The sequence below is a fragment of the Thalassococcus sp. genome (genome assembly GCF_982780845.1).
In genome coordinates this window covers 99,297-125,825 of the sequence record NZ_CEYADA010000010.1, presented here as the reverse complement: position 1 = coordinate 125,825, position 26,529 = coordinate 99,297, and the positions used below count along the sequence as shown (strand labels likewise).

Annotated in this window: 27 protein-coding genes; 16 read left to right on the top strand and 11 right to left on the bottom strand. The window is 57.7% G+C overall.

Going from position 1 to position 26,529, the window contains the following annotated elements; all coding sequences use genetic code 11:
• Positions 1–14: 14 nt before the first annotated feature.
• Both hpaE and AC4FIA_RS12680 read right to left on the bottom strand, forming a co-directional pair.
• Entirely contained in the window at positions 15–1,526 is a 1,512-nt protein-coding gene (hpaE, locus tag AC4FIA_RS12685; RefSeq protein ID WP_490366154.1) for a 5-carboxymethyl-2-hydroxymuconate semialdehyde dehydrogenase, read from the bottom strand.
• Positions 1,527–1,529: 3 nt separating this feature from the next.
• Positions 1,530–1,919 carry a 5-carboxymethyl-2-hydroxymuconate Delta-isomerase gene (locus tag AC4FIA_RS12680; RefSeq protein ID WP_490366153.1) on the bottom strand — a complete coding sequence of 130 codons (390 nt, stop codon included), beginning with the start codon at positions 1,917–1,919 and terminating at the stop codon, positions 1,530–1,532.
• Between the two features lie 99 nt (positions 1,920–2,018).
• Between AC4FIA_RS12680 and hpaR the strand changes: the two genes are divergently transcribed.
• Entirely contained in the window at positions 2,019–2,489 is a 471-nt protein-coding gene (hpaR, locus tag AC4FIA_RS12675) for a homoprotocatechuate degradation operon regulator HpaR (RefSeq protein WP_103911443.1), read from the top strand.
• A gap of 101 nt (positions 2,490–2,590) precedes the next feature.
• Here hpaR and AC4FIA_RS12670 read toward each other — a convergent pair whose 3' ends face one another.
• Entirely contained in the window at positions 2,591–2,977 is a 387-nt protein-coding gene (locus tag AC4FIA_RS12670; protein ID WP_490366152.1) for a helix-turn-helix domain-containing protein, read from the bottom strand.
• 192 nt (positions 2,978–3,169) lie between these two features.
• On the opposite strand from AC4FIA_RS12670, the gene AC4FIA_RS12665 reads away from it, so the two are divergent.
• The 3 genes from AC4FIA_RS12665 (at position 3,170) to AC4FIA_RS12655 (ending at position 6,135) form a co-directional block, all read left to right on the top strand.
• On the top strand, positions 3,170–4,051 hold the full coding sequence (locus AC4FIA_RS12665) for a LysR family transcriptional regulator (RefSeq protein ID WP_490366151.1): 882 nt from the start codon (positions 3,170–3,172) through the stop codon (positions 4,049–4,051).
• 93 nt (positions 4,052–4,144) lie between these two features.
• Positions 4,145–4,900 carry a hypothetical protein gene (locus AC4FIA_RS12660; RefSeq protein WP_490366150.1) on the top strand — a complete coding sequence of 252 codons (756 nt, stop codon included), beginning with the start codon at positions 4,145–4,147 and terminating at the stop codon, positions 4,898–4,900.
• A 56-nt stretch (positions 4,901–4,956) separates the two neighbouring features.
• A complete protein-coding gene (locus tag AC4FIA_RS12655) occupies positions 4,957–6,135 on the top strand; it encodes an MFS transporter (RefSeq protein ID WP_490366149.1) in 1,179 nt (392 codons plus the stop codon).
• Positions 6,136–6,334: 199 nt separating this feature from the next.
• Here AC4FIA_RS12655 and AC4FIA_RS12650 read toward each other — a convergent pair whose 3' ends face one another.
• Entirely contained in the window at positions 6,335–6,751 is a 417-nt protein-coding gene (locus AC4FIA_RS12650; protein WP_490366148.1) for a hypothetical protein, read from the bottom strand.
• A gap of 96 nt (positions 6,752–6,847) precedes the next feature.
• On the opposite strand from AC4FIA_RS12650, the gene AC4FIA_RS12645 reads away from it, so the two are divergent.
• Positions 6,848–7,675 (top strand): LysR family transcriptional regulator, encoded by an 828-nt coding sequence (locus AC4FIA_RS12645; protein WP_490366147.1) that lies wholly within the window; start codon positions 6,848–6,850, stop codon positions 7,673–7,675.
• Between the two features lie 70 nt (positions 7,676–7,745).
• Here the strand turns inward: AC4FIA_RS12645 and AC4FIA_RS12640 are convergent, their stop codons facing one another.
• From AC4FIA_RS12640 to AC4FIA_RS12625, 4 genes are all read right to left on the bottom strand, one after another.
• Complete coding sequence (locus tag AC4FIA_RS12640; RefSeq protein ID WP_490366146.1) at positions 7,746–8,762, bottom strand: VOC family protein; 1,017 nt, start codon at positions 8,760–8,762, stop codon at positions 7,746–7,748.
• Between the two features lie 35 nt (positions 8,763–8,797).
• Positions 8,798–9,139: a 2-hydroxymuconate tautomerase gene (thmT, locus tag AC4FIA_RS12635; protein WP_287473002.1), complete on the bottom strand. Its 342-nt coding sequence runs from the start codon at positions 9,137–9,139 to the stop codon at positions 8,798–8,800.
• A gap of 47 nt (positions 9,140–9,186) precedes the next feature.
• A complete protein-coding gene (locus tag AC4FIA_RS12630; RefSeq protein WP_490366145.1) occupies positions 9,187–10,074 on the bottom strand; it encodes a LysR substrate-binding domain-containing protein in 888 nt (295 codons plus the stop codon).
• Positions 10,075–10,141: 67 nt separating this feature from the next.
• On the bottom strand, positions 10,142–11,602 hold the full coding sequence (locus AC4FIA_RS12625; RefSeq protein ID WP_490366144.1) for a 2-hydroxymuconic semialdehyde dehydrogenase: 1,461 nt from the start codon (positions 11,600–11,602) through the stop codon (positions 10,142–10,144).
• Between the two features lie 223 nt (positions 11,603–11,825).
• Between AC4FIA_RS12625 and AC4FIA_RS12620 the strand changes: the two genes are divergently transcribed.
• The 8 genes from AC4FIA_RS12620 (at position 11,826) to AC4FIA_RS12585 (ending at position 19,911) form a co-directional block, all read left to right on the top strand.
• The gene (locus AC4FIA_RS12620; protein ID WP_103911436.1) at positions 11,826–12,626 is read left to right on the top strand and encodes a fumarylacetoacetate hydrolase family protein; all 801 of its coding nucleotides are present in this window, start codon (positions 11,826–11,828) and stop codon (positions 12,624–12,626) included.
• On the top strand, positions 12,623–13,429 hold the full coding sequence (dmpH, locus tag AC4FIA_RS12615; protein WP_490366143.1) for a 2-oxo-3-hexenedioate decarboxylase: 807 nt from the start codon (positions 12,623–12,625) through the stop codon (positions 13,427–13,429). Before AC4FIA_RS12620 ends, dmpH begins: the two co-directional genes overlap by 4 nt.
• Positions 13,430–13,450: 21 nt before the next feature.
• Positions 13,451–14,365, top strand: coding sequence for an acetaldehyde dehydrogenase (acetylating) (locus AC4FIA_RS12610; RefSeq protein WP_103911434.1), 915 nt, complete (start codon positions 13,451–13,453; stop codon positions 14,363–14,365).
• Positions 14,365–15,408 carry a 4-hydroxy-2-oxovalerate aldolase gene (dmpG, locus tag AC4FIA_RS12605; protein ID WP_490366142.1) on the top strand — a complete coding sequence of 348 codons (1,044 nt, stop codon included), beginning with the start codon at positions 14,365–14,367 and terminating at the stop codon, positions 15,406–15,408. Before AC4FIA_RS12610 ends, dmpG begins: the two co-directional genes overlap by 1 nt.
• A gap of 300 nt (positions 15,409–15,708) precedes the next feature.
• Complete coding sequence (locus tag AC4FIA_RS12600; RefSeq protein WP_490366141.1) at positions 15,709–17,379, top strand: GMC family oxidoreductase; 1,671 nt, start codon at positions 15,709–15,711, stop codon at positions 17,377–17,379.
• Between the two features lie 136 nt (positions 17,380–17,515).
• On the top strand, positions 17,516–17,926 hold the full coding sequence (locus tag AC4FIA_RS12595) for a hypothetical protein (protein WP_490366140.1): 411 nt from the start codon (positions 17,516–17,518) through the stop codon (positions 17,924–17,926).
• A gap of 67 nt (positions 17,927–17,993) precedes the next feature.
• Positions 17,994–18,257: a hypothetical protein gene (locus tag AC4FIA_RS12590; RefSeq protein ID WP_490366139.1), complete on the top strand. Its 264-nt coding sequence runs from the start codon at positions 17,994–17,996 to the stop codon at positions 18,255–18,257.
• A 10-nt stretch (positions 18,258–18,267) separates the two neighbouring features.
• On the top strand, positions 18,268–19,911 hold the full coding sequence (locus tag AC4FIA_RS12585; protein WP_490366138.1) for a S8 family serine peptidase: 1,644 nt from the start codon (positions 18,268–18,270) through the stop codon (positions 19,909–19,911).
• Here the strand turns inward: AC4FIA_RS12585 and AC4FIA_RS12580 are convergent.
• Positions 19,901–20,608: a LuxR C-terminal-related transcriptional regulator gene (locus AC4FIA_RS12580; RefSeq protein ID WP_287473012.1), complete on the bottom strand. Its 708-nt coding sequence runs from the start codon at positions 20,606–20,608 to the stop codon at positions 19,901–19,903. The genes AC4FIA_RS12585 and AC4FIA_RS12580 overlap by 11 nt on opposite strands.
• A gap of 587 nt (positions 20,609–21,195) precedes the next feature.
• On the opposite strand from AC4FIA_RS12580, the gene AC4FIA_RS12575 reads away from it, so the two are divergent.
• From AC4FIA_RS12575 to AC4FIA_RS12565, 3 genes are read left to right on the top strand one after another with little or no spacing between them, the layout of a single operon-like run.
• On the top strand, positions 21,196–22,755 hold the full coding sequence (locus AC4FIA_RS12575) for a transcriptional regulator (RefSeq protein WP_490366137.1): 1,560 nt from the start codon (positions 21,196–21,198) through the stop codon (positions 22,753–22,755).
• 7 nt (positions 22,756–22,762) lie between these two features.
• Positions 22,763–23,671, top strand: coding sequence for a phosphatase PAP2 family protein (locus AC4FIA_RS12570; protein ID WP_490366136.1), 909 nt, complete (start codon positions 22,763–22,765; stop codon positions 23,669–23,671).
• Between the two features lie 27 nt (positions 23,672–23,698).
• Positions 23,699–25,072 (top strand): S8/S53 family peptidase, encoded by a 1,374-nt coding sequence (locus tag AC4FIA_RS12565; protein WP_490366135.1) that lies wholly within the window; start codon positions 23,699–23,701, stop codon positions 25,070–25,072.
• A 278-nt stretch (positions 25,073–25,350) separates the two neighbouring features.
• Here AC4FIA_RS12565 and AC4FIA_RS12560 read toward each other — a convergent pair whose 3' ends face one another.
• Positions 25,351–25,476 carry a hypothetical protein gene (locus AC4FIA_RS12560; protein WP_490366134.1) on the bottom strand — a complete coding sequence of 42 codons (126 nt, stop codon included), beginning with the start codon at positions 25,474–25,476 and terminating at the stop codon, positions 25,351–25,353.
• A gap of 280 nt (positions 25,477–25,756) precedes the next feature.
• The gene (locus tag AC4FIA_RS12555) at positions 25,757–26,440 is read right to left on the bottom strand and encodes a GntR family transcriptional regulator (RefSeq protein ID WP_490366133.1); all 684 of its coding nucleotides are present in this window, start codon (positions 26,438–26,440) and stop codon (positions 25,757–25,759) included.
• Positions 26,441–26,529 lie beyond the last annotated feature (89 nt).

Sequence of the window (26,529 nt, the reverse complement as noted above, 5' to 3'; positions counted from 1 at the left end):
GATGGCGCGGCGTATCAGCCGCCGAGTTTCGGGATTTTGTGTGTCGCGCGGGGGAACGAGACGTTAACCGTCTCCATATAGAAATCAAACGACCAGTCGCCGCCGTCACGGCCGATACCGCTGGCTTTGACGCCGCCAAAGGGCGTGGGCAGGTGGCGGATGTTTTCCGAATTCACCCACATCATGCCTGCTTGCAATTCGTCCGTCATCCGCATGGCGCGGTTCAGGTCGTTGGTCCACAGGTAAGCGGCCAGACCGTAGTCCACGTCATTGGCGATGCGCAGCGCGTCGTCTTCGTCTTTGAAGGGGATCGCGGTCAGCACGGGACCAAAGATTTCTTCTTGCGAGATGGCCATGTCGTTGTTGGCCTTTGTGAACAGTGTGGGCGCAACATAGCAGCCATCGTCACCGATCTTTTCACCGCCAGCCGCGATGGTCGCGCCTTCCTCTTCTGCTTTGTCGAAATAGGACAGGACCTTGGATTCATGTTCGGGGTGGATCAGCGGGCCGACAACGGTGTCGGGATCAAGAGGGTGCCCGACCTTGATGCGCTTGGCGACGTCAGCCACGCGGGCGCAGACCTCATCATAGATCGTGTCCTGCACCAACAGGCGCGACGATGACGTGCAGCGTTCGCCGTTCAGCGAATAGATCATAAAGGTCGCGGCATCGACGGCGCGGTCCAGATCGGCATCGTCGAACACGATGACGGGGTTCTTGCCGCCCAGTTCGAAATGAACGCGTTTCAGCGTGGCGGCCCCTTGGGCCATGATCAAGCTTCCTGTCCGACTTTCGCCGACAAAGGCGATGGCCTTGATGTCGGGATGTTCGGTTAATCTTTTACCCACCTCTTCGCCAAACCCGTTTACCACATTCAAAACGCCTTTGGGCAAGCCGGCGCTTTCAGCGATTTCAACCAGAAGTTTGGCGGTCATCGGACTGAATTCTGCGGGCTTGTGAACAACGGTACAACCAGAGGCAAGTGCAGGGGCAATCTTCCATGTGGACAGCATGAAGGGCGTGTTCCACGGGGTGATCACTCCGACCGGCCCGATGGGGCGGCGCGAGGTGGTGTTCATCTGCGTGGGCGTGCGCGTGACCTCGCCGTTTTCGGCATGGGGGGCTTGGTCGGCAAAGTAGCGGAAGTTGGCCGCGCCGCGGATAGCCGCCTTGGACATAAAGCGCAGCGCCTGACCGGTGTCCATGCATTCGGTAAAGGCAATCTCTTCGGCGCGGGCCTCGATCGCTTCGGCCACCTTGATCAGGATTTTCCGGCGCTCGGCACCGGGGGTTCTGGACCAGGCGGGGAAGGCGGCCTTGGCCGCAGCGACGGCGCGGTCGATGTCTTCTGCGCCGCCACGTGCCACTGTTGCCAGCACCGACAGATCGGTCGGCGTGACGGTTTCAAAGGTCTGGCCGCTTGCCGCGGGTACGGATTGACCGTCGATGTGGTTTAACACGCCGGTGTCGCGAAAGTGGGCCATATAGGCCGTGGCCTTGGCGATGTTGTCTTGCAGAACGCTCATGTCCTAGTCCTTTTTCGAAAGCCGTGCGTGGATCGGCGTATCTTTCCAGCTAAGCGCCGGATCGATTTCACGAATTTCCAGTGACAGGGCAAAATGAGGGGTGCCAAGCGGACCAGTCAGCGCGCCCTGCACAGCGGCGAAAATTGTATCGCCCGCAGCTTTCAGCGTGTCTGTGTCCCGACCTGCGCCGACGGCCAGTGTCATGGCCAGAAAATCGTTTTCGGGGTGATCATCGGCCACAATCGCGATGTCAGCGCGGTAGGCGCGCACGCGAATGCCGCCCATGGGAAAAATCCCCGCATCAATCATCGCCTGATAGGCCGTGCGCGCAACGGTTTGCATATCGCAGCGCGCCTCCAGTCCTGCGGAATATTCCATCGACAGGTGTGGCATTATGATTCCTCCCTTGAATAATGAACATGTTAAGTAAATGGTTGCTTGTCAACGATGGAATATTCCGGAACTAAAAACACGGTTGGAGGAACATACCCTATGACGGATCCGGAAATGCGTGACGGCTTTGAGCTGTCGGAAACGCGGCACACGCTTCCGATGGCGCTTTTGCGGCTTCGCGAATTGGTGATGGCTGAATTCCGACCGATTCTTTCGGGGCATGGTGTGACCGAACAGCAATGGCGCGTGATGCGGGTGCTGTTCGAAGTCGAGGAAGTCACCGCCAGCGATCTGGCCGACAGGGCACTGATTCTTGCGCCGTCTTTGTCGCGGATCCTGAAAACACTTGAGGCACGGGGATTTATCGATCTGGGACGCAGCCCCGGAGACGGACGACGCGCCCGCATCAGATTGTCTGACACCGGGCGCGCCTTTATCCGTTCTGTGTCCCCAGAAAGCGCGGCAGTCTATGCCAAGATCGGAGAGCGAATCGGAGCAGATCGACTCGAAAAATTGTTAACGTTGCTGGATCAGGCCAACACGGCGCTTGATGAAAATAGAACTAAATAAAAGAAACAGATCACTCGTTAAAACACAGAAACTTTTAAGGTCCACATCCAGAAAATTGAAAACACTGATGACAAAAGGTGGAAACGTGAAACTCGTTGAAATCACTCCGCCTTCATGGCGGTTGGAGCTAACTCGGTGTTCCTTAAAAGCTTAATCAATTCCAATACATGACGGCGATTTTCCGGCTTTTCCAGCTGGTGCAATTGGGCCGCCGCTTCCGCGACTTTGCGGTTGATACGTTCATTCGATCCAACCGGAGCTTCGGTCAGGCCGTCGAAGAAAAAGTTCGGGGACACGCCCAGTACATCCGAGAACTGCCAAAGCTTGCTGGCCGAGATGCGGTTCTTGCCTTGTTCGTACTTCTGGATCTGTTGGAAGGTCAGCCCAACTGTCGACGCGAGCTGTGTCTGGGACATTCCATTCGATTCGCGGATAAAGCGAAGTTTGGAACCGACGTGAACATCAATTTTTTCCGGTGCTAACTGCAATTCTGGTTACCTCTAGTCGCTTACTGAAGACCCGTAATCTGGGTCGAATTTCAAAAATCTCCTTAGAGTTGTTTTATTTTGAGAAGTGCAGTCTTGAAAATTCCAAAAATTTTGAGCGATTATGTATAAAAAATTACCACCTAGTGGATGATTTGTCATACACTAGAGAAAATGCAAAATGAGAGTGTGGCTTTGTCAAAATTGACTCGAAATGCGAACGTCTCGGTAGATATGTTACGCGCCTTCGTGACCTTGGCGGAGTGTCTCAATTTAACCCGTGCCTCGGAAACGCTGAAGGTAACACGGCAAACGGTGCGGCGCCACATTACCGATTTGGAAGAAATTAAAGGCGAGAAATTATTCACGCTTCAACGGCACGAATATTCCCTGACCCAATTCGGTGCGGAATCAATTCCCGAAGCCAAGAGTATTCTACGTCAGATAGAAGGTTGGTCGGGCAGTACAAATTTGGCGCGACGTAGCGCGAAATTTCTGGAAAGCGCCGAATATACGGATTCAGACGGTCGGCGTTTTTATTCCCAGCAGCATTCCATCAGCTCGATCGCGATTAACGGGCTTCCGATTATGAAGGCGGCGTTGGCTGCTTGGGGCAACGCGCAAACCCAAATCGAAGACCCGGCGATGGAGGTCATTCGGCCCTATCTGGTCATCTACAGAAAAAGCGCCGGCGGTTGGATCTGCGTCGAGATCGGCGAAGAGTCTGCATATGCAAAGTGGTTTGGCTGGGCGTGGTCCAAAAGCGCAATTGGCAGGCTTTCGCAGGAAGACAACGCAGGCGATGACTACAACGATTTCATTGCCGGTGCATACGCCCGCATCTACAGCGAAGGTGGGGTGCGATTGGACCATATCTATGCCCATCTCCCGAGAGAATCTAGCGACGATCCGGTGCCGGTGACTTTCCAGAGAATGCTTATGGGATGCGTGTTTCCGGATGAAACACCGGCCTTGGCCGTCCTTGTATTAATGACCAATCAATTTGAGATAAATGACATGGAAAACAACGACTTGAAACCTGTTCCAGAGGACTTGCTTATGGAATTCCAAATATAATTCAACCTGAAAGCGAAAAAGCAGCGCGAATTTATGGCAATTCGCTGATAGGTTTCCATCTGTGGCTATATGCAAGCTAGAAGAGGAAACCTTATGTCTGCACTCAATCTATACACAATGATCATGAATGTAGGAAACATCACACGGGAATTGGAAGCCGCTGGCATGCGGATTGAAATCGGTGATGACTTTGCTGTTTACCGCCAATTGCGGAACCAGCAATCGGATCGTTCACCGGTCTATCCGATGTTCGATGTCGGTGCGTCTTATGTGGATGCGACCAACGCGTTTTGGGTTTGTGGGTATAACGAAATCGGTGAACTGGTACACACTCAGGCGATCCGTCTTTTGGATCTGTCCAACCATTCACTCAGTGAACATTTGCGTCTGCACCGTCACAAGTATCTGACGCCGAATTCTACCCCCGATCCGGACCGGACATTCTATTCGTCCACCTCTGCGCTGGATCGCGTGTCGGGGAATGTGTGTTACCATGGTGAGTTCTGGTTGAAAGGTGGCGAGGGTGGGCACCGGAGCCAAGGCTTCACAGCGCTTCTCTCTCGTGTGGTTTTTGAACTGGCGCTTAAAATTTGGTCTCCGGATTATGTTTTTGGCTTGGTGCCTTACACCATCGCGGCCAAGGGTATTCCGGTTCGCTACGGCTACACACATTGTGAGCCGGGCGCTTGGCGTGGGCCGGACAATCAGATCACATCCGACGAGATGCTGGTCTGGATGAGCCGCGGGGACGTACAGCAATTCCTTGAAACATCGCCACGTGCGCTGTCGGAAGAGCGTGTCCTGCCGAACCGTCAGGAACTGATGGCCAACATGAGTGTCGTCGCTTGAAAGCACCGCAGATCGGGCGGGGATGACTCGTCGGTTCTGCATTTGAAAGACTATTGATGAACGAACAAATTTCAAAAGCCTCCGGTCGCCTGGTCTCGAACCTGGCGATCGTGGGCATCATTCTGGCAAGTGTCGTTTTCGTTCTGGAAATGACACTTGTCCCATTGCTTTTGTCGACGTTGCAAGGCGACTTGCAGTTGACCACGGCCCAGCTTGTCTGGGTCTTCAATTCCTATTCCTTCGCAGTTGCTGTGTTTGTTTTGATTGGTGGCTGGGGTGGGGATATTCTGGGGGCCCGACGGGTCTTTGGTATTGGCATCATCGTGTTCTGTCTGGGGGCCGCTGTTTCGGCGGTCTCGGGCAGTTTCAGCACGCTAATTGCGGGCCGGATCATACAGGGCGTTGGTGGGGGGCTGTTTTCGCCCCTTGTCCCTGTTCTGCTGACGCGGGCCATGCCGGATAAACCGGGCAAGATCCTGATCATCTGGGGCAGCATCGCGGGGTACTTCGCAGCCTTCGCTCCGCTCTTGGGCGGTAAGCTGGTCGAGGTGGCGGGATGGCATGCGATCTTTGCCCTGTTTGCCGTTCTGGCGGTGGTCTCGTTGCTTCTGTCCTCGTTGCTGTTCATGCCCGAGGAAAAGCGCGAACTGACGCTGAAACGGGATGTTCTGGCGCTGTGCCGCTTGCCCAAGCTCTGGCTGACCTTTGCTTATGTGTTCTGCACATACGGCTGCATCACCTTCTTCCTGTTCGACTTCCCGCTTCTTCTGGGCGAGGCGCATTACACCGCCAAGGCGATCGGGCTGTTTCTGGCTGTGATGTGGTTCAGCTTTGCGGCTTTCAGCACGGTTCTGCGCAATTCGGTGGATGGCGAGAAGTTGGGGCTGATCATGTTTGCAGCGCCGGTCTTGATTGCCGCAGGCTTTGTCGTGGCACTGCTGACAGAACAGGCCTTTGCGCTGTTCTTGGCAGGGGTTGCTGTTGGTGCAGGCTTTGCCTGTAGCAATGCGCCGTCCACGCAGCTTGTGCTTCGGATTGTGCCGGACTCTCTGCGCGGGATCGCGACCAGCTTTGACATCACCTTTGCCCGTATGGGCGGTGTTGTGGTGGTGGCTACTCTGGCCAAGGTGGCACCCAGCGGGGCCGTGATCGGGGTGATCTGCATGGCACTGGTCGCCGTTGCCTGCGTCTTCCTGTTGCGGGGCGAATTCAGTCAGGGTCCCGATAAAACGTAGCGTCGGGGACAATTCGCCCTACTGACAAGAATCAGCCGGTGGTGCAGAACCTGAACCATCGGCTGGTCACGGTCGGTCTGCCGATGACGATCGGCACCTTGTGGACCGACTGCACGGCACCTGTGCAGTGTGACCTGTCATGGTGAAAACGCGTAGCTGCACGAGTTGCAGCTTCGCGTTTTCCCGAATTTTGCAAAACTTAAGCGGCTGGTTCGTTGACTATCCCGGTGACAGTTTCACGGAAGTAATCTAGCCTACCATCTGTTTCGTGGGACAAGATGTAGGTCAGGCTCGTTACATCGCACTGTCGAACGCCGTAGAAAAAGGCCTGATGAAAACGGGTCAGGTGCCAGCCACCTCCAAGCTCATAGCAGTTCAGTTCCAGCGATTTGGTGCCCTTGGGAAAAATATCTTCACCCAGCAGAACAATCACCCCCATCAACTGCTCGCGGGATGTCGCGTGCTGCCAGCTTGTGTCTGCATCGTCGTTGACGTGATCAATTCTGAAGTCGACGTCATCGGCGATCAGGGAAAATAGTGTCGGATCGCCCGCGATGAATTTGGTCAGGACCTGACCAATCGCGGTGCTGTCGGTGGCCACAGGTGTTGGCTGCATGTCGTGATGTTCCTTTCTTTGGTTCTGAGGCGATATGCACGGTCCGACGGAATTAGTTAATTGCTATGGTGATTATGTTTGGTATAGTCTTTGGCTATGATTGATTTGACATCCCTTTGCTATTTCACGACGGCCTTCGAAACGGGCACGTTTAGTAAGGCCGCCCGTGTAAATGGCGTCAGCCAGCCCACTGTTTCCGCAGCAATCCGCAAGCTGGAAGAGCAACTGGGTGGAACCCTATTTCAACGGTTGAAATCAGGTCTTGTGCCGACACCTTTGGCCCAGCGACTGTATCATGACGCTGCGGTCAGCGTGCGGCACCTGGCAGGGCTGGGGCCGCGCTTGACAGGCGGTCCTGAACAGGAGGTGCGTGTGTATTGCGCGCCTGATGTTCTGATGCGGTCGATTGCGCCGTCTTTACAGGGTTTGCGCGGACACCGCAGTGATCTGTTGTTCGTGTTCAGCGATGATGCCGATGGCAGCGATCTGGCTTTTTTGTCCAAAGCCTGCGCGCCGGAAAGTCATAAATTCTGCGCGCTGCGCAAGGAAGAATTCGTACTGGCCGTGTCGCGCTTTGACCCGCTGGCGCAGTCCCACGCGGTGCGAGTTGACGATATCAAGGCGCGGTCCCTGATCCACCGTCCCTATTGCCCACATGCCGACCGAATGGACGTGCTGGCGTCGCGTGTGACGCCATCTGCACAGGCAGCAAATGACCCACAACTTTTGGATTTGGTTGCCGCGGGGTTGGGGATCGCCTTTGTGCCGCAAAGTCACGGCGCGGGCCGCAACGATCTCGTTCTGCTGCCACTGGTCGGAGCAGATGCGGGGCAAAGGGTGTTTGGTGTGTCGCACCAAAAAACTGCCTTTGCGGCCGGACTGGCACAAAAGCTTTTGGCTGTCGAAGGGTTGGCCGCCTCCTGACGCCCAAACGAAAACCGCCCCTACCGGATCAGCGGTAGGGGCGGTGATTTGGTCGCTTGGGAGTTCGACCTTATTCAGCGGGTTCCTGCACCGCTTCTTTTTCGTCTGCCTGCGCTTCCATCGCCGCTTCGACGATGGGTGTGCCGTAGACGAAGAAGTCCTGAGGCAGTTCGCCGCCGTACCAGACGCCGCCTGCATCAAAGAAGTTCTCTTCGGTCCATGTGAGCGTTTCCCACTCGGGGTCGAAGATCAGATAGCCAGCGTCGCCGAACAGTTCGATCCGGTTGCCGCCCGGTTCGTAGACATACATGAAGTACGCTTGCGAAATACCGTGCTTGGCAGGGCCCGCTTCGATTGTGACGCCGTAGTCGGCCAGAATGTCTGCCAGATCCAGCATCTGGCCTTGGTTGCCGTACCAGAATGCAAGGTGGTGCAGGCGGTTGCCGGGGCCTGCCTGATCGACGGTGAAGGCAACTTCGTGAACCATCGGGCTGCAGGACAGCCAACAGGCCAGTTCCTGTTCGCCACCGAAAATCACGTTTTCACGCTTCAGGAAGCCAAGGCTGTCTTGCAAGAACTGGGCGTTCTTGGTCACGTCCGAGCACAGCAGGTTGAGGTGGTCGATCCGGCGGACCGGAACACCGCGCAGCGGGCGCTTCTGGATGCGGGACAGCAGTTTGGATTTCTGCTCTTCGCTGGGTTTGAAGTATTCCACGTCCCAGAAGATGTGCTGCACGTGGCCGTCGGGCGTTGTGAATTCATAGGCACGGCCATAGCCTTTGTGGCCTTCGACCCATTTGCCGGGACGGCCTGTCGCTTCGATCGCGGCAACGCGACGTTCAAGCGCTTGCGGGGATGCCGCGCGCCAGGAAACGGTGCCAACGCCTGCCGCATCGGAACGCGTCAGTTTCAGCGAATGGTGATAGCGATCCTCATAGCCGCGCAGATAGCAGGATTTGCCATCATCTTCGGTCGGCGTCATTCCGAGAACGTCGTGGAAAAACCAGAAGGATTCCTCGAATTTCGGGGTGAAAAGTTCGACCATTGCCAGTTGTGCAACGTCGTGGATTTGTTCCTGAAAGCTCATGGTTCCTCCCTTAAAACCGTGAAGACAGCTGGGTGTCAGTTACTTGTCGCGACGCGGGCCTTTCCCGTGTCGTTTGCCGCTGCGTCCGCATCGGCGAATTTCGGTTCGCCCCCGACAGAGAAGTGGCCAGATTGCAGCTCCTGAAGCAGGATGCGTACGGTCTGGCTGGGCACACCCAAAGACTCGGCTGCTGCGTTTGTGACTGCGCGCATCAGCGCCTGTTTCTGGTCGGTTGTACGACCTTCCATCAGGTGAATCTGGATTACAGGCATTTGGGCTCCTCTTGCGTGGTGGCGCGTGCTTCCCCAATTGCGGGGCCTCCTCACGCGTCCGTCCTGCAACTGTGGCCCAGTGCGAGCGATGCAATCAAATACCATTTCGTCCCGCACCCGATACCGGTTTGGCATCGAGGCAAAAGGTACGGTTAATCCGTCATTTCCCGTGCGACCTGCAGGAAATTCGCCAGCAAGGGCGAGCTGTCGTTTTCACGGTATATGCAGGATATATCGACGCCCGCGGCTTCGTTGACGTCCGACAGTGGCAGGCAAATCACCCCGTCCATCCGCACGCTTGTGATCGATTCCGGCACAAGGCAGACGCCGAAACCCGCAGCGACCAGCGCCATGGCGGTAAAGCCGTCGCCGACGACCTGTGCGACGTTGGGGGCAAAGCCCGCTTCGTGGCAAAGGCCCGATACCTTTTCGACAAAACCCTGCGCGCGGCTGGCGGGGAACAGCACCATCGGCTGCTCGGCCAATTCGGACAAGGCAACGCTTTCACGGCCTGACCACGGGCCGGGATCGGGCAGCACCGCATAAAGCTGTTCGCGCTGCAGTTCTTCGATCATCAATCCGGGCACGGGCACCAGCATCCGGTTGAACCCCAGATCCAGCGACCGGTTTTGAAGCCCTTCGATCTGCGCCAGTTTATCGCTGGCGTGCATGACGATTTTCACGTCCGGATAGCGGTGTTTGAATTCCAGAATGATGCGCGGGATCAGGCTTAGGATCGCGGTGCCGAAAATGGCGATGTCCAAGCGGCCCAGATTGCCCTCGGCGGCGCGGTGAACGCGGTCAGCGGCCTGTTCCAGAAGTTCTGCGATATTGCGGGCCTCTTCCAGAAACAGGCTGCCGGCCTGTGTCAGTTCCACGCCGCGCGGGGTTCGAATGAACAACTGCGCGCCCAGCGTTTCTTCTAGGCTTTGAATCTGGCGTGTGATTGGCGGCTGGCTGATGTGCAGCCGTTCAGCCGCGCGACCGAAGTGCAGTTCTTCTGCGACCGCAATAAAGTAGCGCAGCTGTCTCAGGTTCATGTTCGTGCCCATCATGGACAACACTGTGTCGACGAGCGTGGCCCCTTGCAAGCGCCACGCTGCCGCATCACAGTTTCATGCACAGATTGGACCGCTCGGTGTAGAATTCGAGCGAATGCAAACCGCCCTCGCGTCCGATGCCCGAGGATTTCGAACCACCGAACGACGTGCGCAGGTCGCGCAGGAACCACGAGTTGACCCAAACCAGACCGGCCTGAATTTGCCCGCCGACGCGATGCGCGCGGGAGAGGTTTTCGGTCAGGATCGTGGCGGACAGGCCGTAGGTGGTGTCATTGGCCATAGCGATCACTTCCTCTTCGGTGTCGAAGGGGGTGACGTGGCAGCAGGGGCCAAAGATTTCCTCTTTCACAATGGCGCTGTCTTCGGGCAGGCCCGTCCAGATCGTCGGATCGACAAAGAAGCCGCCCTGACGTTCGTCATTGAACTGGGGCATGCCGCCACCTGTCACAACGTTCGCACCCAATTCGCGGGCCTTATCATAGTAGCTCAGGACCTTGCGGCGGTGTTCGTCGGAAATCAGCGGGCCGATGGTGGCACCGGGGGTTTCCGGACCACCGTGTTTCAGCGCCTCGGCACCGGCCTTCAGGCGGCTGACGTATTCGTCAAACACAGGGCGTTCCACATAGACCCGTTCAGTGCCCAGACAGACCTGACCTGTGTTGGCAAAGACCGACCGCATGGTGACCTCGATCGCCTTGTCCATATCGGCATCGGCAAAGATGATCGCGGGGTTCTTGCCGCCCAGTTCGAAGGACACATCGCGCAGGCCGACGGCGGCCTGTTTCATGATCGCCTCGCCGGTGCGGGTTTCGCCGGTAAAGGTGATGCCGGACACTTTGGGGTGTTGTGTCAGCAATTCGCCCGCCGATCCGGGGCCGAAGCCGTGGATCACGTTATAGACGCCCTTGGGGATGCCTACCTCGTTCATCACCTCGCCCAGAAGGGTTGCGGTGTAGGGGCTTTCCTCGGACGGTTTCACAACCACGGTGTTGCCGCAGGCAAGGGCAGGGCCGACCTTCCATGTCATCAGAAGGAAAGGCGCGTTCCACGGGGAAATAACACCGATCACGCCTTTGGGCCGGTGCAGTTCAAGGTTCACCGCGCCGGTGTGGTCGGGCGTGTCCATATGATAGAATTCGCCGCCGGTGTGTTTCAACATTTCGGCAAAGATGCGGAAGTTCGCGGCACCACGGGGGATTTCGACCTTTTCGGCGAAATGGCGGGTGTGGGCCGTATCGGCAACTTCGGCTTCTATAAAATCGGCGGTGCGGGCCTGAATGGCATCGGCCAGACGCATCAGCAGATCGCAGCGCGCGGCCCTGGGCATCTTGCCCCATTCGCCCTTCAGCGCGGCATCGGCGGCCATGACCGCGTCGTTCACATCTTCGGCCAGTGCTTCGTGCACGACGGCGATCTTTTCGCCGGTCGCGGGCGAGATTTTGTCAAAGGTCTTGCCGGACTTCGCGTCGCGATAGGTGCCATCGATAAAGAGTTGATGCGTTTTCATGGTGTCCTCCGCCTTTAATTACCGTGCTAGATATGTAGAGAGCACCCGTGATGCGCTCCAATGCTTTTGCAGCGGGGTGTTGATACGGTTTTGGTATCGAATGGCGTGGTTTCCCGATGCGGTATCGGTATCGAGGGCGGTCTGCCAAAGTATTGGAGCGTATCGGCCAACCTCTCTAGCTTGGCCTCCGACAGGACTTGCACGAATTGCGAGTGGAGGAGCTATGCTGGACCAATCAAGAACCGACGCGCTGGGCGATGCGCTGTATAATGCGCTGAAGTCGGGCAAACCGACGCCCAAGATCAGCGTCTTGGAACCCGAAAGCGATATCGAGGATGCCTACCGCATCCAGTTGCGCATGTTGCAGCGTCGTCTGGATGCAGGCGACAGCGTGATCGGCAAGAAGATCGGCCTGACCAGCCGCGCCATTCAGGATGCGCTGGGCGTGTATCAGCCGGATTTCGGTCAAGTGACCAAGACCATGCTGTTCGAAGATGGTGCTATCATCGATCTGAGCAAACTGATGCAGCCGCGGCTTGAGGGCGAACTGGCCTTCCGTCTGAAAGAAGACCTGATGGGGCCGGGCGTGACCACCACCGATGTGATCCGCGCCACCGAATACGTCACCCCCTGTTTCGAGATCGTCGATACCCGTTTCGAGGACTGGCAAATCCGTATTCAAGACACGGTCGCCGACAATGCATCCTGCGGTGTGTTCGTTCTGGGCGCGGCCAAGGCAGACCCCCGCGATCTGGACCTGAGCCTTGCGGGCATGGTCATCGAAAAGAACGGCGAGGTTGTCGCCACAGGTGCCGGTGCCGCTGTGCAGGGATCGCCGGTGATGGCGGTGGCATGGCTGGCCAACACGCTGGGTGAATTGGGCATCGGTCTGAAGGCTGGCGAAATCATCCTGTCGGGCGCGCAGGCCCCGCTGTTGGCGGTGACCGACGGCGACCACTTTACCTGCGAAATCGCGGGCATCGGAAAATGCGAAATGCGGTTTGCAGGAAGGGCAATGGTATGAGCCTTGATAACCCCAAAACCCTGAACAACGAGGCCATCATCCGCTTGGCCGAACGGGTTGAAACCGCGCAAAGCTATGCGACGCCGATCCATAAGCTGACGCAAGACTACCCTGACATGACACTGTCCGAGGCCTACCGCGTCCAGACCGCGTTGCGCCGCAGCTATGAGGCACGCGGTCAGCGCGTCATCGGCTGGAAGGCGGGCCTGACGTCCAAGCCCAAGATGGCGCAGATGGGTGTGTCGACACCGGGCGTGGGCTTTCTGACCGACGCGATGGAGCGTCCGGCCAACAGCAAGATCACCGTCAGCGACCTGATCCACCCGCGGGTCGAGGCCGAGATCGCCTTTGTCACCAAAGCCGACTTGTCCGGCAAAGTGACCGCTGAGCAGGTCATGGCGGCGACCGACTATGTGCAGCCCGCCCTCGAAGTCATCGATAGCCGCTTTTCCGGTTTCAAATTCGATCTGGAAAGCGTGATCGCCGACAACAGCAGCTCGGCTCGTTATGTGCCCGGTGGCCGCATGATCCGCCCTGATGCGCTGGATCTGCGTACTGTGGGCGTGGTTCTGGAACACAACGGCGAAATCGCCCAGATCGGCGCGGGCGCCGAGGTGCTGGGCCATCCCGCCGAGGCCATCGCCATGCTGGTCGGCGTTCTGGATGACATGGGCGAGGTTCTGCCCGCAGGCAGTTTCGTCATGGCAGGTGCCATCACCGCCGCCGTCGCCGTCAAACCCGGCGACACCATCACCGCACGTTTTTACGAAATGGGGTCGATCACGGTGACTTTCACCGAATGATCCCCTGAACAGGAGGCTAAAATGCGCAAGATCAAATGTGCTTTGATCGGATCGGGCAATATCGGCACCGATCTGATGTACAAACTGCTCCGCTCCGAGGTGCTAGAGCCTGTGTGGATGGTGGGCATCGACCCCGAGTCCGAGGGCCTGAAACGCGCCGCCGAGAAGGGGCTGAAAACCACGCATGAGGGCATCGACGGTCTGCTGCCCCATGTCGAGGCGGACAATATCGAAATCGCCTTTGATGCAACATCGGCCTATGTGCACGCGGCTAACAGCGCCAAGCTGAACGAACTGGGTGTGTTGATGGTCGATCTGACGCCCGCCGCGATCGGCCCGCTGTGCGTGCCGCCGGTGAACCTTGCCGATCTGGCGGGCGACCGCCCGATGAACGTGAACATGATTTCCTGCGCGGGTCAGGCGACGATCCCGATGGTGGCCGCGGTCAGTCAGGTGCAGCCGGTGGATTATGCCGAAATCATCGCGTCGCTGAGTTCTAAATCTGTGGGTCCGGGCACCCGCGCGAACCTTGATGAGTTCACCTACACGACCTCTAGCGCGCTGGAAAAACTGGGTGGCGCGAAAAAGGGTAAGGCGCTGGCCATCATCAACCCCGCCGAGCCGCCCCTGATCATGCGCAACACGGTCTATTGCGAGGTCGAAGGTACGCCGGATCAGGATGCCATCACGGCATCCGTCCACGCCATGATCAAAGAGGTCCAGCGCTATGTGCCGGGCTACAAGCTGGTCAACGGACCTGACTTCGACGGCAACCGCGTGGCGATCTTCCTTGAGGTCGCGGGCCTTGGGGATTTCCTGCCGACCTATGCGGGCAACCTCGATGTGATGACGGCGGCTGCCGCCCGTACTGCTGAAATGTTCGCGGAACGTATCCTTGACGGATCCTTTGTTCTGCCCAAACCGGAGATGGCCTGATGTCCAAAAGCGCAATGGAAGGTATGAAGGTCAAGCTGCATGACATGTCCCTGCGGGACGGGATGCATGCCAAACGGGAACAGATTTCTGTCGATATGATGGTGCAGATCGCGCGCGGTCTGGACGCCGCCAAGGTGCCCTACATGCAGGTCACCCATGGCGCGGGTCTGGGCGGCAATTCGATCCAGCATGGCCGCGCCTTGGCATCAAACGCCGAATACATCTCGGCCGTCGCGGACGTGGTTGAAAATTCTGTGATCTCGGTTCTGCTGATCCCGGGTCTGGGCACGATGGCCGAACTGAAAGAGGCCTATGACTGCGGCGCGCGGTCGGTCCATGTGGCGACCCACTGCACCGAGGCCGATACATCGCCCCAGCACATCGCCTTTGCCCGTGAACTGGGCATGGACACCAGCGGCTTTCTGATGATGTCGCATCTGAACAGCGCCAAGGGTCTGACCGAACAGGCGCTTTTGATGGAAAGCTATGGCGCGAACACTGTCTACGTCACCGACAGTGCGGGCGCGATGCTGGGCCACGAAGTGATCGAGGCGATTTCCATGATGCGCGACGCGCTGAAGCCGGAAACGGAAATCGGGTTCCACGGGCACCACAATCTGGGTCTGGGTGTCTCCAATTCCATTGCCGCGATCGGCGCAGGCGCGACGCGCATTGATGCCTCGCTGGCGGGCCTTGGCGCAGGCGCAGGCAACGCACCTATCGAGGTGCTGTCCGCCGTCTGTGACCGCATGGGCATCGACACCGGAAGCGATACGTTCGCGCTGATGGATCTGGCCGAAGATGTGGTTGTGCCGTTCATGGATCACGTCGTCCGTGCCGACCGCGAGGCGCTGACACTGGGCTATGCCGGTGTCTATTCGACCTTCCTTCTGCCCGCCAAACGCGCGGCGCAGCGGTTCGGTCTGCCTGCACGCGACATTCTGGTCGAACTGGGCCGCAAAAAGATGATCGGCGGCCAAGAGGACATGATTCAGGACACCGCCATGACCATGGCTCGCGAACGCGAGGCCGCGGCTGGTTAAGCATTGGTCATAGCCGGAGGATGGCCATCCTTCCGGCTCTGGCTGCCAAAGACGCGCGCCTTGTCTCGTGCGTCTTCGTTTCTGGCGCTGTTGCGCACCCGTGATACACGGGATGGTTTTCGGGGTATGGATGCGTTGTGAATCCTTGTTGTGTGGGCCCGGTATCGTCCGGCGTGCGCACAGCGCCAGAAACACCCACTTTCCGTTCCGCTTTTTCACAGTCCGGCGTTGCACGGTTAAACCCTTGCAACCGGTCCCAACCTGCTGGATTTTAGGGCTGTATTTGAAAAGGGCGGACACATGGCGGCACATTCTGGCGGTGAATTTGATTATATCGTGATCGGGGCAGGGACGGCAGGATGCCTTCTGGCCAACCGCCTAAGCGCTGATCCGAAAAACCGCGTGCTGCTGTTAGAGGCTGGTAAGCCCGACACCTATCCTTGGGTGCATATCCCCGTGGGGTATCTCTACTGCATCGGCAATCCACGCGCTGACTGGCTTTATAACACCGAACCGGACAAGGGTCTGAACGGGCGGTCGTTGCGCTATCCGCGGGGCAAGACTCTTGGCGGCTGTTCATCGATCAACGGCATGATCTATATGCGCGGACAGGCGCGCGACTATGACAGTTGGGCGGAACAGACCGGCGAAGAGGATTGGCGCTGGGCGAATGCGCTGCCCGATTTCAAGGTCCACGAAGATCACTACAAACTGGACAATGGCGCTGATCCCAAAACGGGCGACAACAGCCGCTTTTCGGATATGCACGGCCACGGTGGCGAATGGCGCGTCGAAAAACAGCGCCTGCGCTGGGACGTGCTGGACAGCTTTGCCGATGCCGCCGAACAAAACGGCATTCAAAAGACGGACGACTTCAACAGCGGCGATAACGCGGGCGTCGGGTATTTCGATGTGAACCAACGCTCTGGCTGGCGCTGGAACACGTCAAAGGCCTTTCTACGCCCTGCCAAAACACGGCCCAATCTGACCATCTGGACCGAGGCGCAGGTGGTCAAGCTGACGTTTGAGGCTGGCGATGATGGCCGCCCGCGTTGTACGGGCGCGCAGGTCGATCACAAGGGCCAGATCGTGGATGTGACCGCAACGCGCGAGGTGGCGCTGTCCGCAGGTGCCGTGAACTCGCCCAAGATTCTGCAACTGTCTGGCGTGGGCCCTGCCGCACTGCTGCAGCAGCACGGCGTCGACGTGGTTCTGGACGCGCCGGGGGTGGGTGAAAACCTGCAGGACCATCTGCAAATCCGCGCGGTGTTCAGTGTTGAGGGTACAAAAACCCTGAACACTTTGGCCAATTCCCTGTTCGGCAAGGCGATGATCGGTCTGGAATATGTGCTGAAACGCTCGGGCCCGATGAGCATGGCCCCCAGCCAGCTGGGCGCCTTCACCCGTTCCGACCCGACCCGCCCGCACGCGAACCTTGAATACCACGTCCAGCCCCTGAGCCTTGAGGCCTTCGGCGAAGACCTGCATGACTTCCCTGCAATCACGGTCAGCGTCTGTAACCTGAACCCGTCCAGCCGTGGCCACATCCGGATCGGGTCATCTGACTACCGCGACGCGCCCAAGATCACGCCCAACTATCTGGCCACGGAAGACGACCGCAAAGTCGCCGCAGACAGCTTGCGGCAGGTGAGGTCGATCATGGCGCAGCCCGCAATGCAGCAGTACAAACCGGCCGAGGTCAAACCCGGCACGCAGTATCAGACCGACGAAGAACTGGCCAAACTGGCTGGCGATATCGCGACGACGATCTTCCATCCCGTGGGTACCACCAAGATGGGCAGCGATGACGACGCGATGGCGGTTCTGGACCCGCACCTGCGCGTGCGCGGGATCACCGGCCTGCGCGTGGTCGATGCGGGCGTCATGCCCACGATCACCAGCGGCAACACCAACGCCCCAACCCTGATGATTGCGGAAAAAGCCGCGCGTTGGATGTTGGCGGATGCCTAAAACGTTTTACATAAAAACAATGGCTTGACCAAAAGAGACCAGCGCGGGCCACATGCGCCGCGCTGGTCTCCAATGCTCCTGCAAATCTGTGGGTGTCAGCAAATGACACTCACTTATTTTGATTATGGAGCATATTATGACATCCTCTCTTTCCGAACTTGAACTGTCCGAACTGCAGGCCGAATTTGATAGCCTTGAAGCGGATTTCGGTGAATTCGGCTTTGCCGGTGTGGACGATGAGCATGACACTCTGTCCGAACTGGATGCAGAGCTGTCCGGCACTGGCATCGGTGAAATGAGCGCTGGTGGCGAAGACTTCGGCGAAATGTTCGCCGACGAATTCGAGCAGCAGTTCATCGGTCGGCTGATCAAGAACAAAGCCCGCAAGATCATTGCGAAAATCGTGGCTCTGGTCCGCCGTGCCCGTGGCTGCGCCCACTGCGTTCCCAAGGTCGTGAACGCTGTGCGCCTGTTCAAGGCCAAGCGTTATGCGGCTGCGATCCGCGCGGCATGGGATGCATACCGCTGCATCAAGAAGTGCCTGTAAACAAATCCCTCCCTTGGTCCCGCGAATTTGCGCGGGGCCACCCCCCAATTTGCAGGAGGATTTTGCAATGAAAACCATTTCCAAAGAAGAACTGGCCGAACTGGATGCCTTCATGTCCGAATTTGCGGGCGAAGAGGCAGACGATGTCGAGCCCAGCGTGGATCTGCTGATTTCCCAGTTGGAAGACAGCTTTGCCACGACCCAAGCGCTGATCGCGGCCCGGTCCGAGCCGGAAGACCACGATGACCTGCGCGAAGCGGTGGTTGAACTGGCTCAACGCCTAGAGGCACTGGCCCAGGACATCGCGGATTTGAACCAACGTATTTCGTAAGGAGACTACCATGTCGGAAGTTACGTCACGCGCGGTGGGGACTGCGCGCAAGAAATACATTATCGCCAAAAATCCCCTGCGGGCTGCATCTGTTGATGAACCTGATCTGAACGCTGTGGTGCGCGACCTTGAGGGATTTGCCAAGGAACTGCGTGCCATGACCGTGGGCGAGGATGCTGAACCCGTTGTGATGACGCCCCTGTCCGCACCGGATACGCAGGGCGTTCACCGGATCGAGGCCGAACTGACGGATGAACATGTCGAGGCGCTGAAGGCAAAATTCGGCGCGGGCCTGACCATCGAAGAAGACACGCCCCTGGAATTGTTCGACAGCGGCGGGATGTTCGATCTGGCGCAGAACATGGCCAGCAGCGCGAGCGCAGATACGCTCAGCGTTGTTGTCAGTGTCAAAGCACCGGACGGATCGGCGGTGGCCAATGCCAGCGTGATGTTGTTCGGCGAGGTCTGGTCGGATCGTCAACTGACGAACACCCAAGGCAACGCTACGCTGAAGCTGCATGGCGAAACTCTGCAAACCCTGTCCGAATTGCGGATCAAACCCAAGGACAGTTTCTGGTCCAAGGTGATCAAGCAGCCCGCGCTGCAAGAGCGTGGAAATACCGTCACTCTTCAGCCGCTTCCCACCAGCAAGGATGACCCGCAGATCGACACGTGGGGCACCGAAGCGATGGGCATTGTTGCGATGCCGAATAACGGGCCCATGGTCAAAGTCGCCGTTATCGACAGCGGCCTGTCCGGCGATCATCCCGATCTTGATCCGGCAGGCGGAATGTCTATGGGCGAGGGCGGTGATCCGGCAGAGGACTGGAAGAATGACGGTAGCGGCCATGGCACCCATGTGTCGGGCACGGTGGGCGCGCTGAACAATGCTTTTGGCGTGCGTGGTGTGGCAGACCGCGTCGCGATCCATTCCTACCAGATTTTCCCTCAGGCCACGATGTCCAAGCTTTTGCGTGCTCTGGATAAGGCGATCGAGGATCAGGTGGACGTCATCAACATGAGCCTTGGCGGCAGTTCCAGCAGCGTTGTTTTGCAAGAACGCCTTCAGGCGGTGCGAAATGCCGGCATTCTACCCATCGCTGCGGCCGGCAATAACGGTGGCAAGGTCATGTACCCCGCTGCCTATTCCGAAGTGATGGCTGTTGCAGCGGTCGGACGGGTGGGGACCTTTCCGGATGACAGCCATCACACCGCGCATGTTACGGGGACCAATACGGCAAACGGCGCCTACTTCGCCGCGCGGTTTACCTGCCGTGGACCCGAGATCGATGTCTGCGGGCCTGGAGTTGCGGTGATTTCGACCGTGCCGGGCAAGGGCTATTCGTCCTATGATGGCACGTCGATGGCGTCGCCCCACGTGGCAGGGTTTGCCGCCGTGAAGTTGGCGCAGTCTCCTGCGATCCTGAACATGCAGCGCTCTGGCGCACGGGCCAAGGCACTGTTCGATGCGGTGATCGCAGCTTGTCAGGATCTGGGACTGGAAGCCGAGCTTCAAGGACGCGGCATGCCCGTTCTGCAAGGCGTGGTTCCGCCTCCCGCTGCACCCGCACCACAGCCCGGAGACGATGTTCTGGCAGATGTCAGCGATCTTCTGGCCCGTGCTATTGCGGCGGTGAAAAAGATCAAAGTTTGATCTGCTCGGGCGGCGTCGTGGCAAACGGTGCCGCCCCTTCCAGCTCTGACGGATCAATCAGTCCGGTGCGCAGAACGCTAATGGCCAGATCGGTCCTGTTCTGCGCACCGGTTTCGCGCATCATGGTCTTGATATCCGCTTTGACGGTGGTCAAAGGCACCTTCAGCGCCTGTGCGATCCCCTTGTTCTGGGCACCTTCCAAAATCATTCCCAGCACCTTTTTCTGCCGCAGTGAGAAATTGCAGTTTGCGGCACGCGCGGTGCGGCGTGGTTCTTTGACGGTCAGCATCTGTAACACAATATCGGCCACCTGATCCGGAAACACTTTGTGGCCGGATGCCAGAAGCCGCAGGTGATGCGGCAGCTTTTCCAGCGCCAGATCAGACATTAGCACACCATCGCAGCCGACGTCATAGCAACTGGCCATCTGGGTCGGGTCGTAACTGGGCAGAACGGCCAGTATCCCAAGCTGCACACGGCGTCGGCGCAGGGCTGCGATCACGGTTTTGCCGATGTCGGGGAACGTTCCCTGATCCCAGATCACCAGATCACAGCGCCCCGTTGCAAAGGCGTTGGGTGTCTCAAGCTGTTGCGGCGTACGAAGAACAGATGTGACCGAAAATTCGTCGGCGGGCATCGTCAAACGCAGCGCGTCGATAAAGAATGAATTGGACGAAATAAGAACGATGTTGATCATTTTGTGCCACCGGGCTGTTCGCGAGGCACGTTAGCGGCGGGCACGTTAGCCTTTGATCATTAGGGCTTTGTGACATTCCAAAGCGGTGATAACCTTTAAGAATTAAATGCGCGGACAGTTTCGTGTCAGGGGGGTGGAACGTTCGGATAACGCGAATCCGATTCTCGTTATTTTGAGTTTTCGAAACCTCTAACAATTTACTAACGCAACGTCATCTAAGCTGATTCTGCGTTTGGAGGTGAGACTTACCAATGTCTTTTCAAAAAACTATTTCGTCCGGAGAGGGGCCTGATTCAGCAAGCGAACGTGCAACGAATACGGGTCACTCAATGGGGGCTTCAGTTTCGACTGGGGATTACCAAACATTTAAAACGAATGCACCTTCAAACGCACCCTTTTCCTCTTCTGTTCAAGGGGCCAGTGGCCGTCCGCAATTACGTGGCGGCCAACTGGTTTCCCTGCATCTGTTAGGCCCGATTTCGTTACAGGACCGGACCGGCAAAACACTGACCCCGCGCGGGCAGAAGGCGCAGGCTATTTTGGGCCTGCTTGCTTTGGCTCCGCGCGGACAGCGCACACGCGCCTGGTTGCGTGACAAACTGTGGAGCGATAGCGACGAAAAGCGCGCGTCCTCCAGCCTTCGGCAGTCGCTTTTTGAAATCAAACGGGACATTGGCGATCTGGTCGACCAGATCCTGATCGTTGATCGCTATTCCATTGGTTTGCGCATGGATGCGATCTGGGTCGATGTCCGTGAAATTCCTGAAAACACGGCGCTATTTGCGCAGTTCGGTCTGACATCCGACATCGAGCTTCTGGAAGGGATCGATATTTCCGATCCCGAGTTCGAAGACTGGCTGACGATGGAACGGCAGATCTGGCACGACAAAGCGGTCGAGATCGAGGAAACCGCCGAAGTCGCCCCGGTCGTCTCCAAACCTGCCACTCCGCGCCCTGCGCAGATCATCGCGCCACAGCCACTTCATAGCCTTGGTTTCCTGCCCAGCATCCAGAATGGATGCCAGCCCGAGACCAAGTTTCTGGCCGACTATGTCGTCGAAAGCGTTGCCAAGAACCTGCATGAATTCCAGCCGATTTCGATCTGCGATTTTCGCGAAAGTTCGAACTATGCAGGCGATATGGCGTCGGCGGGCGAGACCGATTTCTACGTGCGCACCCGCACGCTTCAGGTTGGCAATTCTCTGACGCTGACCCTGTTCCTGTACCGTGCGACGCAGATCAATATGGAATGGAGCCAATCCATTCAGGTGCCGGTGTCCGAGGCGATTTCGCCCGACGGGATCGTGCTGAACGGGTTCATTTCGCAAAACGTCGACCGCATCGCCAAATCGGTTTTCGAAGATGGCGTGCGGCCCAGTGAACTCGAACATCTGCATCGGGCGGGCTATTCGGCGTTGAACCTGATGTTCCGTCTGGATGAAAATGATTTCTCGATGGCGGAAACGCTTTTGGCGCATCCGTGCCTGCAGCAGCAGAATTCGATCTACCCTGCGCTTCAGTCCTATCTGACCAGCTTCAATGTCGGTGAAAATCTGGGCGATCTGGACGGCGCTCGCAGCGAAGCGGCGGATCGTCTGCTGACCGAGGTCGTGGATGACAACCCGTTCAACGCCATCGCGCTGGCCTGTTTGGGCCACGTGACGGGATATGTTTTCAAAGAACACGAAATGGCCGAATCCCTGCTGGAACGCGCGCTGTTGTTGAACAAGACGCAGGCCTTTGTCTGGGATCACTACGCCCTGCATAAAATCTATACCGGCCAATATTCCCAAGCGATGGAAGCGGCAAAAAATGCAAGCTATCTAGGGGCTTACAGCCCTATCAGCTATAGCTACGACGTGACGCACGCGATGGCGGCAACCATGGTTGGCGAACATGGGCAGGCTGTTGCACGCTGCAAAACAGCCCTGCGCAAACAGCCGCGTTCTGCGGCGGCGCTTCGGTATCTGTTGATCAATTTCGCGATGCAGAGCCGGCATGAAGAAGCGGAACAGGTCTACAGCCGTTTGCTGGAGATCGATCCCGATTTTTCAAACCCCGACGTTCAGGCCGACCGGTTCCGATTGGCGGACAAGGACATGCAGCAGACTTTTCTAACCAGCATTAAACAACTTCCCAAATTGTGAGCCTAGCATGAGTACACCGATTGATTTGAAAGACTCGAAGTTCATTGTCACGCCGCTTGGGCTTAAAATCGAAGGCAGTTCCGGCGCGCAGGGCGAAGCAGGCACTGATGGCGCTGCAGCAGCAGGTGCATCGTCCGTTTTGTCGGCGCTGTCGCTAAACCGGAACCGCAATCGAAACCGCAATCGTAACCGGAACAGAAACCGTAACCGGAACCGCAACAGAAATCGCAACCGCAACAGAAACCGCAACCGTGACGATTTCGCGCCGGGTGGGTCCGCGTCCCTGCAAGAGCCTTGGAAAGAACGCGAAAAGCTGCACGCTTTGCTGCCCGAATGGATCGATCTGCCTGTCGATCTGCCGCCCAGCCCTGAACAGCTTCGTCGCGAAGCCATCGAGCTTTTGAAAAAGCAGCATTTGCTGCACACGCCGGAACATTCGATCCGTCAGGGTGAAATCCTGACAGAAGCCAGCCTCGAGTTGTCGGGCTATCTCTGGCCGCTGGGGCTGGAAGAGGGCAGCTCCTTTGTGGCGACCGAAACGCTGTTCCATCTGGTTCTGGCCCTGACTGACGAAATCGGGCTGCGCTACAAGTCGCGCTTTGACGTGCTGCGTCCGAACCAGATCGAACCGCGCCTGCGCCCGTTCCTGCCGAACCCCGGTCACGCAAGCTATCCTAGCAATCATTCGTTCCAGTCGTTTTCGATCGCATTCATTTTTTCGCGCATGCTGCCGGAACACCCCGCCAGTTCCGAGCTTTTCCGCTCGGCCCGCCGGATCGCTGAAAACCGTGAATGGGCGGGGCTTCATTATGCCTCTGACACGCGCGCAGGCTATCAGCTTGCCCGCATGGTCGCGCCCATTCTGGAAGAGGTCTGCAAAGAGCAAATGCTGGATGCCGTGTCCGAGTGGCTCTGAGTGATTATTGATTGAAGGAATTCTGTTATGACAACGACATCCCAGATCGGTCAGGAAAATTACCCCGACTACGACGCGCTTTGGCACCTGAAAACAATCGGCGTTCTGGATCAGGACTATAACCGCCCCGATTTCACGCCGCCTTGCGACACCGAGAAAAAGACACGGGTTGCCGTGATCGACACCTCTGTGGCGGTTGATCACCCGAACCTTGCGCCCGCCATCAACAAGCTGCTTGCCATTGATCTGTTTTCCACACGGCTGGGGGCATTTCCCTATTACGGTGATGTGGACAAGCTTGGCGCGCTTGAACTGAACGCCACCACGCAGGTCGCAGACGGGCTGACGCACAGTTCGCGCCTGCTGGCCGAGTTGAATGACCGGCTATGCCATGGTGAGGCGACACGCATGGGCACGATCCGCCCCGCCGTCGCGCCCGAGTTTTCCGTGCACGGCACAGCCATTGCCGGCCTGGTGGGGGCGCGACCCTGCAAAGTGGACGGCGTCGAAAATTCGCTGATGCTGCCCTATGCAGGCGTCGACCCGACCTGCGAGATCGTTCCGATTTCCACCAACTTCGATCCCGATCCGGAACAGATGATTTTGGCCTTTCTATACGCCGAACTGATCGACGCCGATGTGGTTCTGCTGCCGCGTATCATTCCCGATCCGATCCGCACGCAGCCCGAGCTATCCGCGCATTCTGTGAATGGGCAAGAGCTTGGGCCGTTGGTTGCCCCCTGTCCAGTCACGCCCGAGCAAGAGGCGATGTGGAGCGAGTTGGCCGAACTGATTGTTGCAGTGTCAATGAAGCGCCCTGTTGTCTGTGCCGCAGGAAACGCGAACGAGGAATTTGCCATCTATCCTGCTAATCTGGCGACCGAGCATAACGGCATCATTTCTGTCGGCGCCCTAAATTCAAAGGGGTACCGCAGCGGATATTCGGATGCGCGCAACACGACAGTGATGGCCCCCAGCAACGATTCCGAGGTGTTTGACCGCACCGAAGTGCGTCTGGATGAACAGGACCGTGACTATGATGGTGTCGGGGTTCCGGAAAAGAATTCGAACCACAAATTCTCGTCGTTCGAAATCATCTCGACCGACGTTCCGGGCCGCTTCGGCTATGCCAGCAGCCCGTTTGAAAACGAACTGTCGGACGACACACTGCGTGAATTCGGATCATATTTCTGCCGGTTCGGTGGCACGTCTGCCTCGTCGGCGATTGTTGCGGGCTTCCTTGCTCTGGGCCGGTCATCGGGGAACCTTGGCACCGATGCTGACGGGCTGGCTGCAAAGAACTGGCTGCTGTCGAAATGCCAGGTGGTGAGCGAAGACGACATGCAGCACCGCCTTCCGGTTTGGTCGGGAACACCCTATTTCCCGAACGCGACAGTCTAGGATTTGGGCACTTAACCTCCAGTGCCCAAAGGGGTTCCCAGAATGGCCCCGCCAGCGCCGGCTGATGTCATCTCCCACATCAGCCGGCATTTTTGTTTGCGCTGTACGTTCTTGATCAGCGCGGCTGTGTGGGGAACGTGGTATTTCTCTTCAAATTTGTATTCATCCGAGCGCTCCGCTGCAAGAATGCGCATCTCGGCGATGTATTCAAGGGCATAGCGGTCATGGGCAAGTGTGATCCCAGACCTATCGGTGTGAGATAACAGCGAAGGCGACTGCTACGCCAGATCACTGGGCCCTACGCGCAAAGCCGCGGCCATCTGTCCTGTAATCCGGCCAAAGACCGTGCCGATCATCATACCGCAACCGACCAGATTTCCGTGGCCAAGGATTGATCCCAGCATGGTTTCGCCTTCGGCACACAGATTTTTCGATCTGGGCATATCAACATAACGGCGGCAATTTTCGTCAGTTTGCTGATCAGATAAGCAATAATGACGATTAATTTTATCGAATGGCCGTATAAGGGCGGTTCGTTGATCGGACGAGCCCAGATCGCACAAGGTTTCGACGCCCTTTTCAAAAGGATCAGCTAGCACGACGCCACGGCCATAAGGCTGGCCGCGGATCAGAGAGTTTTCCGCCGCAATGTCCTACGAAAGCCATCGGTCGCAGCTTCAAGGATCACAGCGGATCCTCGTTGCTTAGGGCGCGGTTCCTGAAACGCAAATCCCTGACGCGGACGCGTTGGGCAGCTTGGATGTGGGCGCGGGTGGCGGCTTCGGCGGCTATTGGATCGCGGGCCTTGATTGCGGTCATCATGGCGCGGTGTTCTTCGACGGCGTTGCGGGCGCGTTCCGGTTGGGTCAGTGTTGTTGGCCCCAAAATCATCAGCGCTTTTTGCAGGCCGGTGATGGATTTCGTCAGAAAGCGGTTCTTGGCGGCGTCCAGAAGGGCTGCGTGGAACAGGCGGTTCAGCTTGAACGCCTCGGGCGTGGCACCGGCTTTTTCCAACTCGTTGTTCAGCGCCTCAAGCTCTTCGATTTCGATGTCCGATGCGGCGCGTGTGGCCAGTCGCGCGGCAGTGCCTTCCAACACGGCGCGCATCTCGTAAAGCTCCATCACCTCGGCGTAATCCAGAGTGCGAATGCTGGCGCCCTGGCGGGGGACATGGGCCACCAGCCCGTCAGCTTCCAAATGACGGATGGCTTCGCGCACGGGGGTGCGGGACACGCCCAGCCGGTCGGCCAATTCGGTTTCGCGCAACCGGTCGCCCGCGTTCAGGCGGCCCGCGCGAATGTCATCCAGAAGCTGGCTGTAAACGGACTGTCCCTGCGCGTCCTGCTGGCTGTCGTTTTGGCTGGTCAAACGTCTTATCCTGAATTATGTATCCGGATGAATACAGTTGGATACAAGATTCGTCAAGGAACGCCGAGTGGCCCTAAATTCCCCTACCT

Bases quoted from the DNA above. Each gene is read 5' to 3' on its own strand.
- hpaE (WP_490366154.1), bottom strand. From the start codon at position 1,526: ATGAGCGTTCTGCAAGACAACATCGCCAAGGCCACGGCCTATATGGCC.
- AC4FIA_RS12680 (WP_490366153.1), bottom strand. From the start codon at position 1,919: ATGCCACACCTGTCGATGGAATATTCCGCAGGACTGGAGGCGCGCTGC.
- hpaR (WP_103911443.1), top strand. From the start codon at position 2,019: ATGACGGATCCGGAAATGCGTGACGGCTTTGAGCTGTCGGAAACGCGG.
- AC4FIA_RS12660 (WP_490366150.1), top strand. From the start codon at position 4,145: ATGTCTGCACTCAATCTATACACAATGATCATGAATGTAGGAAACATC.
- AC4FIA_RS12655 (WP_490366149.1), top strand. From the start codon at position 4,957: ATGAACGAACAAATTTCAAAAGCCTCCGGTCGCCTGGTCTCGAACCTG.
- AC4FIA_RS12650 (WP_490366148.1), bottom strand. From the start codon at position 6,751: ATGCAGCCAACACCTGTGGCCACCGACAGCACCGCGATTGGTCAGGTC.
- AC4FIA_RS12645 (WP_490366147.1), top strand. From the start codon at position 6,848: ATGATTGATTTGACATCCCTTTGCTATTTCACGACGGCCTTCGAAACG.
- AC4FIA_RS12640 (WP_490366146.1), bottom strand. From the start codon at position 8,762: ATGAGCTTTCAGGAACAAATCCACGACGTTGCACAACTGGCAATGGTC.
- thmT (WP_287473002.1), bottom strand. From the start codon at position 9,139: ATGGTATTTGATTGCATCGCTCGCACTGGGCCACAGTTGCAGGACGGA.
- AC4FIA_RS12630 (WP_490366145.1), bottom strand. From the start codon at position 10,074: ATGAACCTGAGACAGCTGCGCTACTTTATTGCGGTCGCAGAAGAACTG.
- AC4FIA_RS12625 (WP_490366144.1), bottom strand. From the start codon at position 11,602: ATGAAAACGCATCAACTCTTTATCGATGGCACCTATCGCGACGCGAAG.
- AC4FIA_RS12620 (WP_103911436.1), top strand. From the start codon at position 11,826: ATGCTGGACCAATCAAGAACCGACGCGCTGGGCGATGCGCTGTATAAT.
- dmpH (WP_490366143.1), top strand. From the start codon at position 12,623: ATGAGCCTTGATAACCCCAAAACCCTGAACAACGAGGCCATCATCCGC.
- AC4FIA_RS12610 (WP_103911434.1), top strand. From the start codon at position 13,451: ATGCGCAAGATCAAATGTGCTTTGATCGGATCGGGCAATATCGGCACC.
- dmpG (WP_490366142.1), top strand. From the start codon at position 14,365: ATGTCCAAAAGCGCAATGGAAGGTATGAAGGTCAAGCTGCATGACATG.
- AC4FIA_RS12600 (WP_490366141.1), top strand. From the start codon at position 15,709: ATGGCGGCACATTCTGGCGGTGAATTTGATTATATCGTGATCGGGGCA.
- AC4FIA_RS12595 (WP_490366140.1), top strand. From the start codon at position 17,516: ATGACATCCTCTCTTTCCGAACTTGAACTGTCCGAACTGCAGGCCGAA.
- AC4FIA_RS12590 (WP_490366139.1), top strand. From the start codon at position 17,994: ATGAAAACCATTTCCAAAGAAGAACTGGCCGAACTGGATGCCTTCATG.
- AC4FIA_RS12585 (WP_490366138.1), top strand. From the start codon at position 18,268: ATGTCGGAAGTTACGTCACGCGCGGTGGGGACTGCGCGCAAGAAATAC.
- AC4FIA_RS12580 (WP_287473012.1), bottom strand. From the start codon at position 20,608: ATGATCAACATCGTTCTTATTTCGTCCAATTCATTCTTTATCGACGCG.
- AC4FIA_RS12570 (WP_490366136.1), top strand. From the start codon at position 22,763: ATGAGTACACCGATTGATTTGAAAGACTCGAAGTTCATTGTCACGCCG.
- AC4FIA_RS12565 (WP_490366135.1), top strand. From the start codon at position 23,699: ATGACAACGACATCCCAGATCGGTCAGGAAAATTACCCCGACTACGAC.
- AC4FIA_RS12560 (WP_490366134.1), bottom strand. From the start codon at position 25,476: ATGCTGGGATCAATCCTTGGCCACGGAAATCTGGTCGGTTGCGGTATG.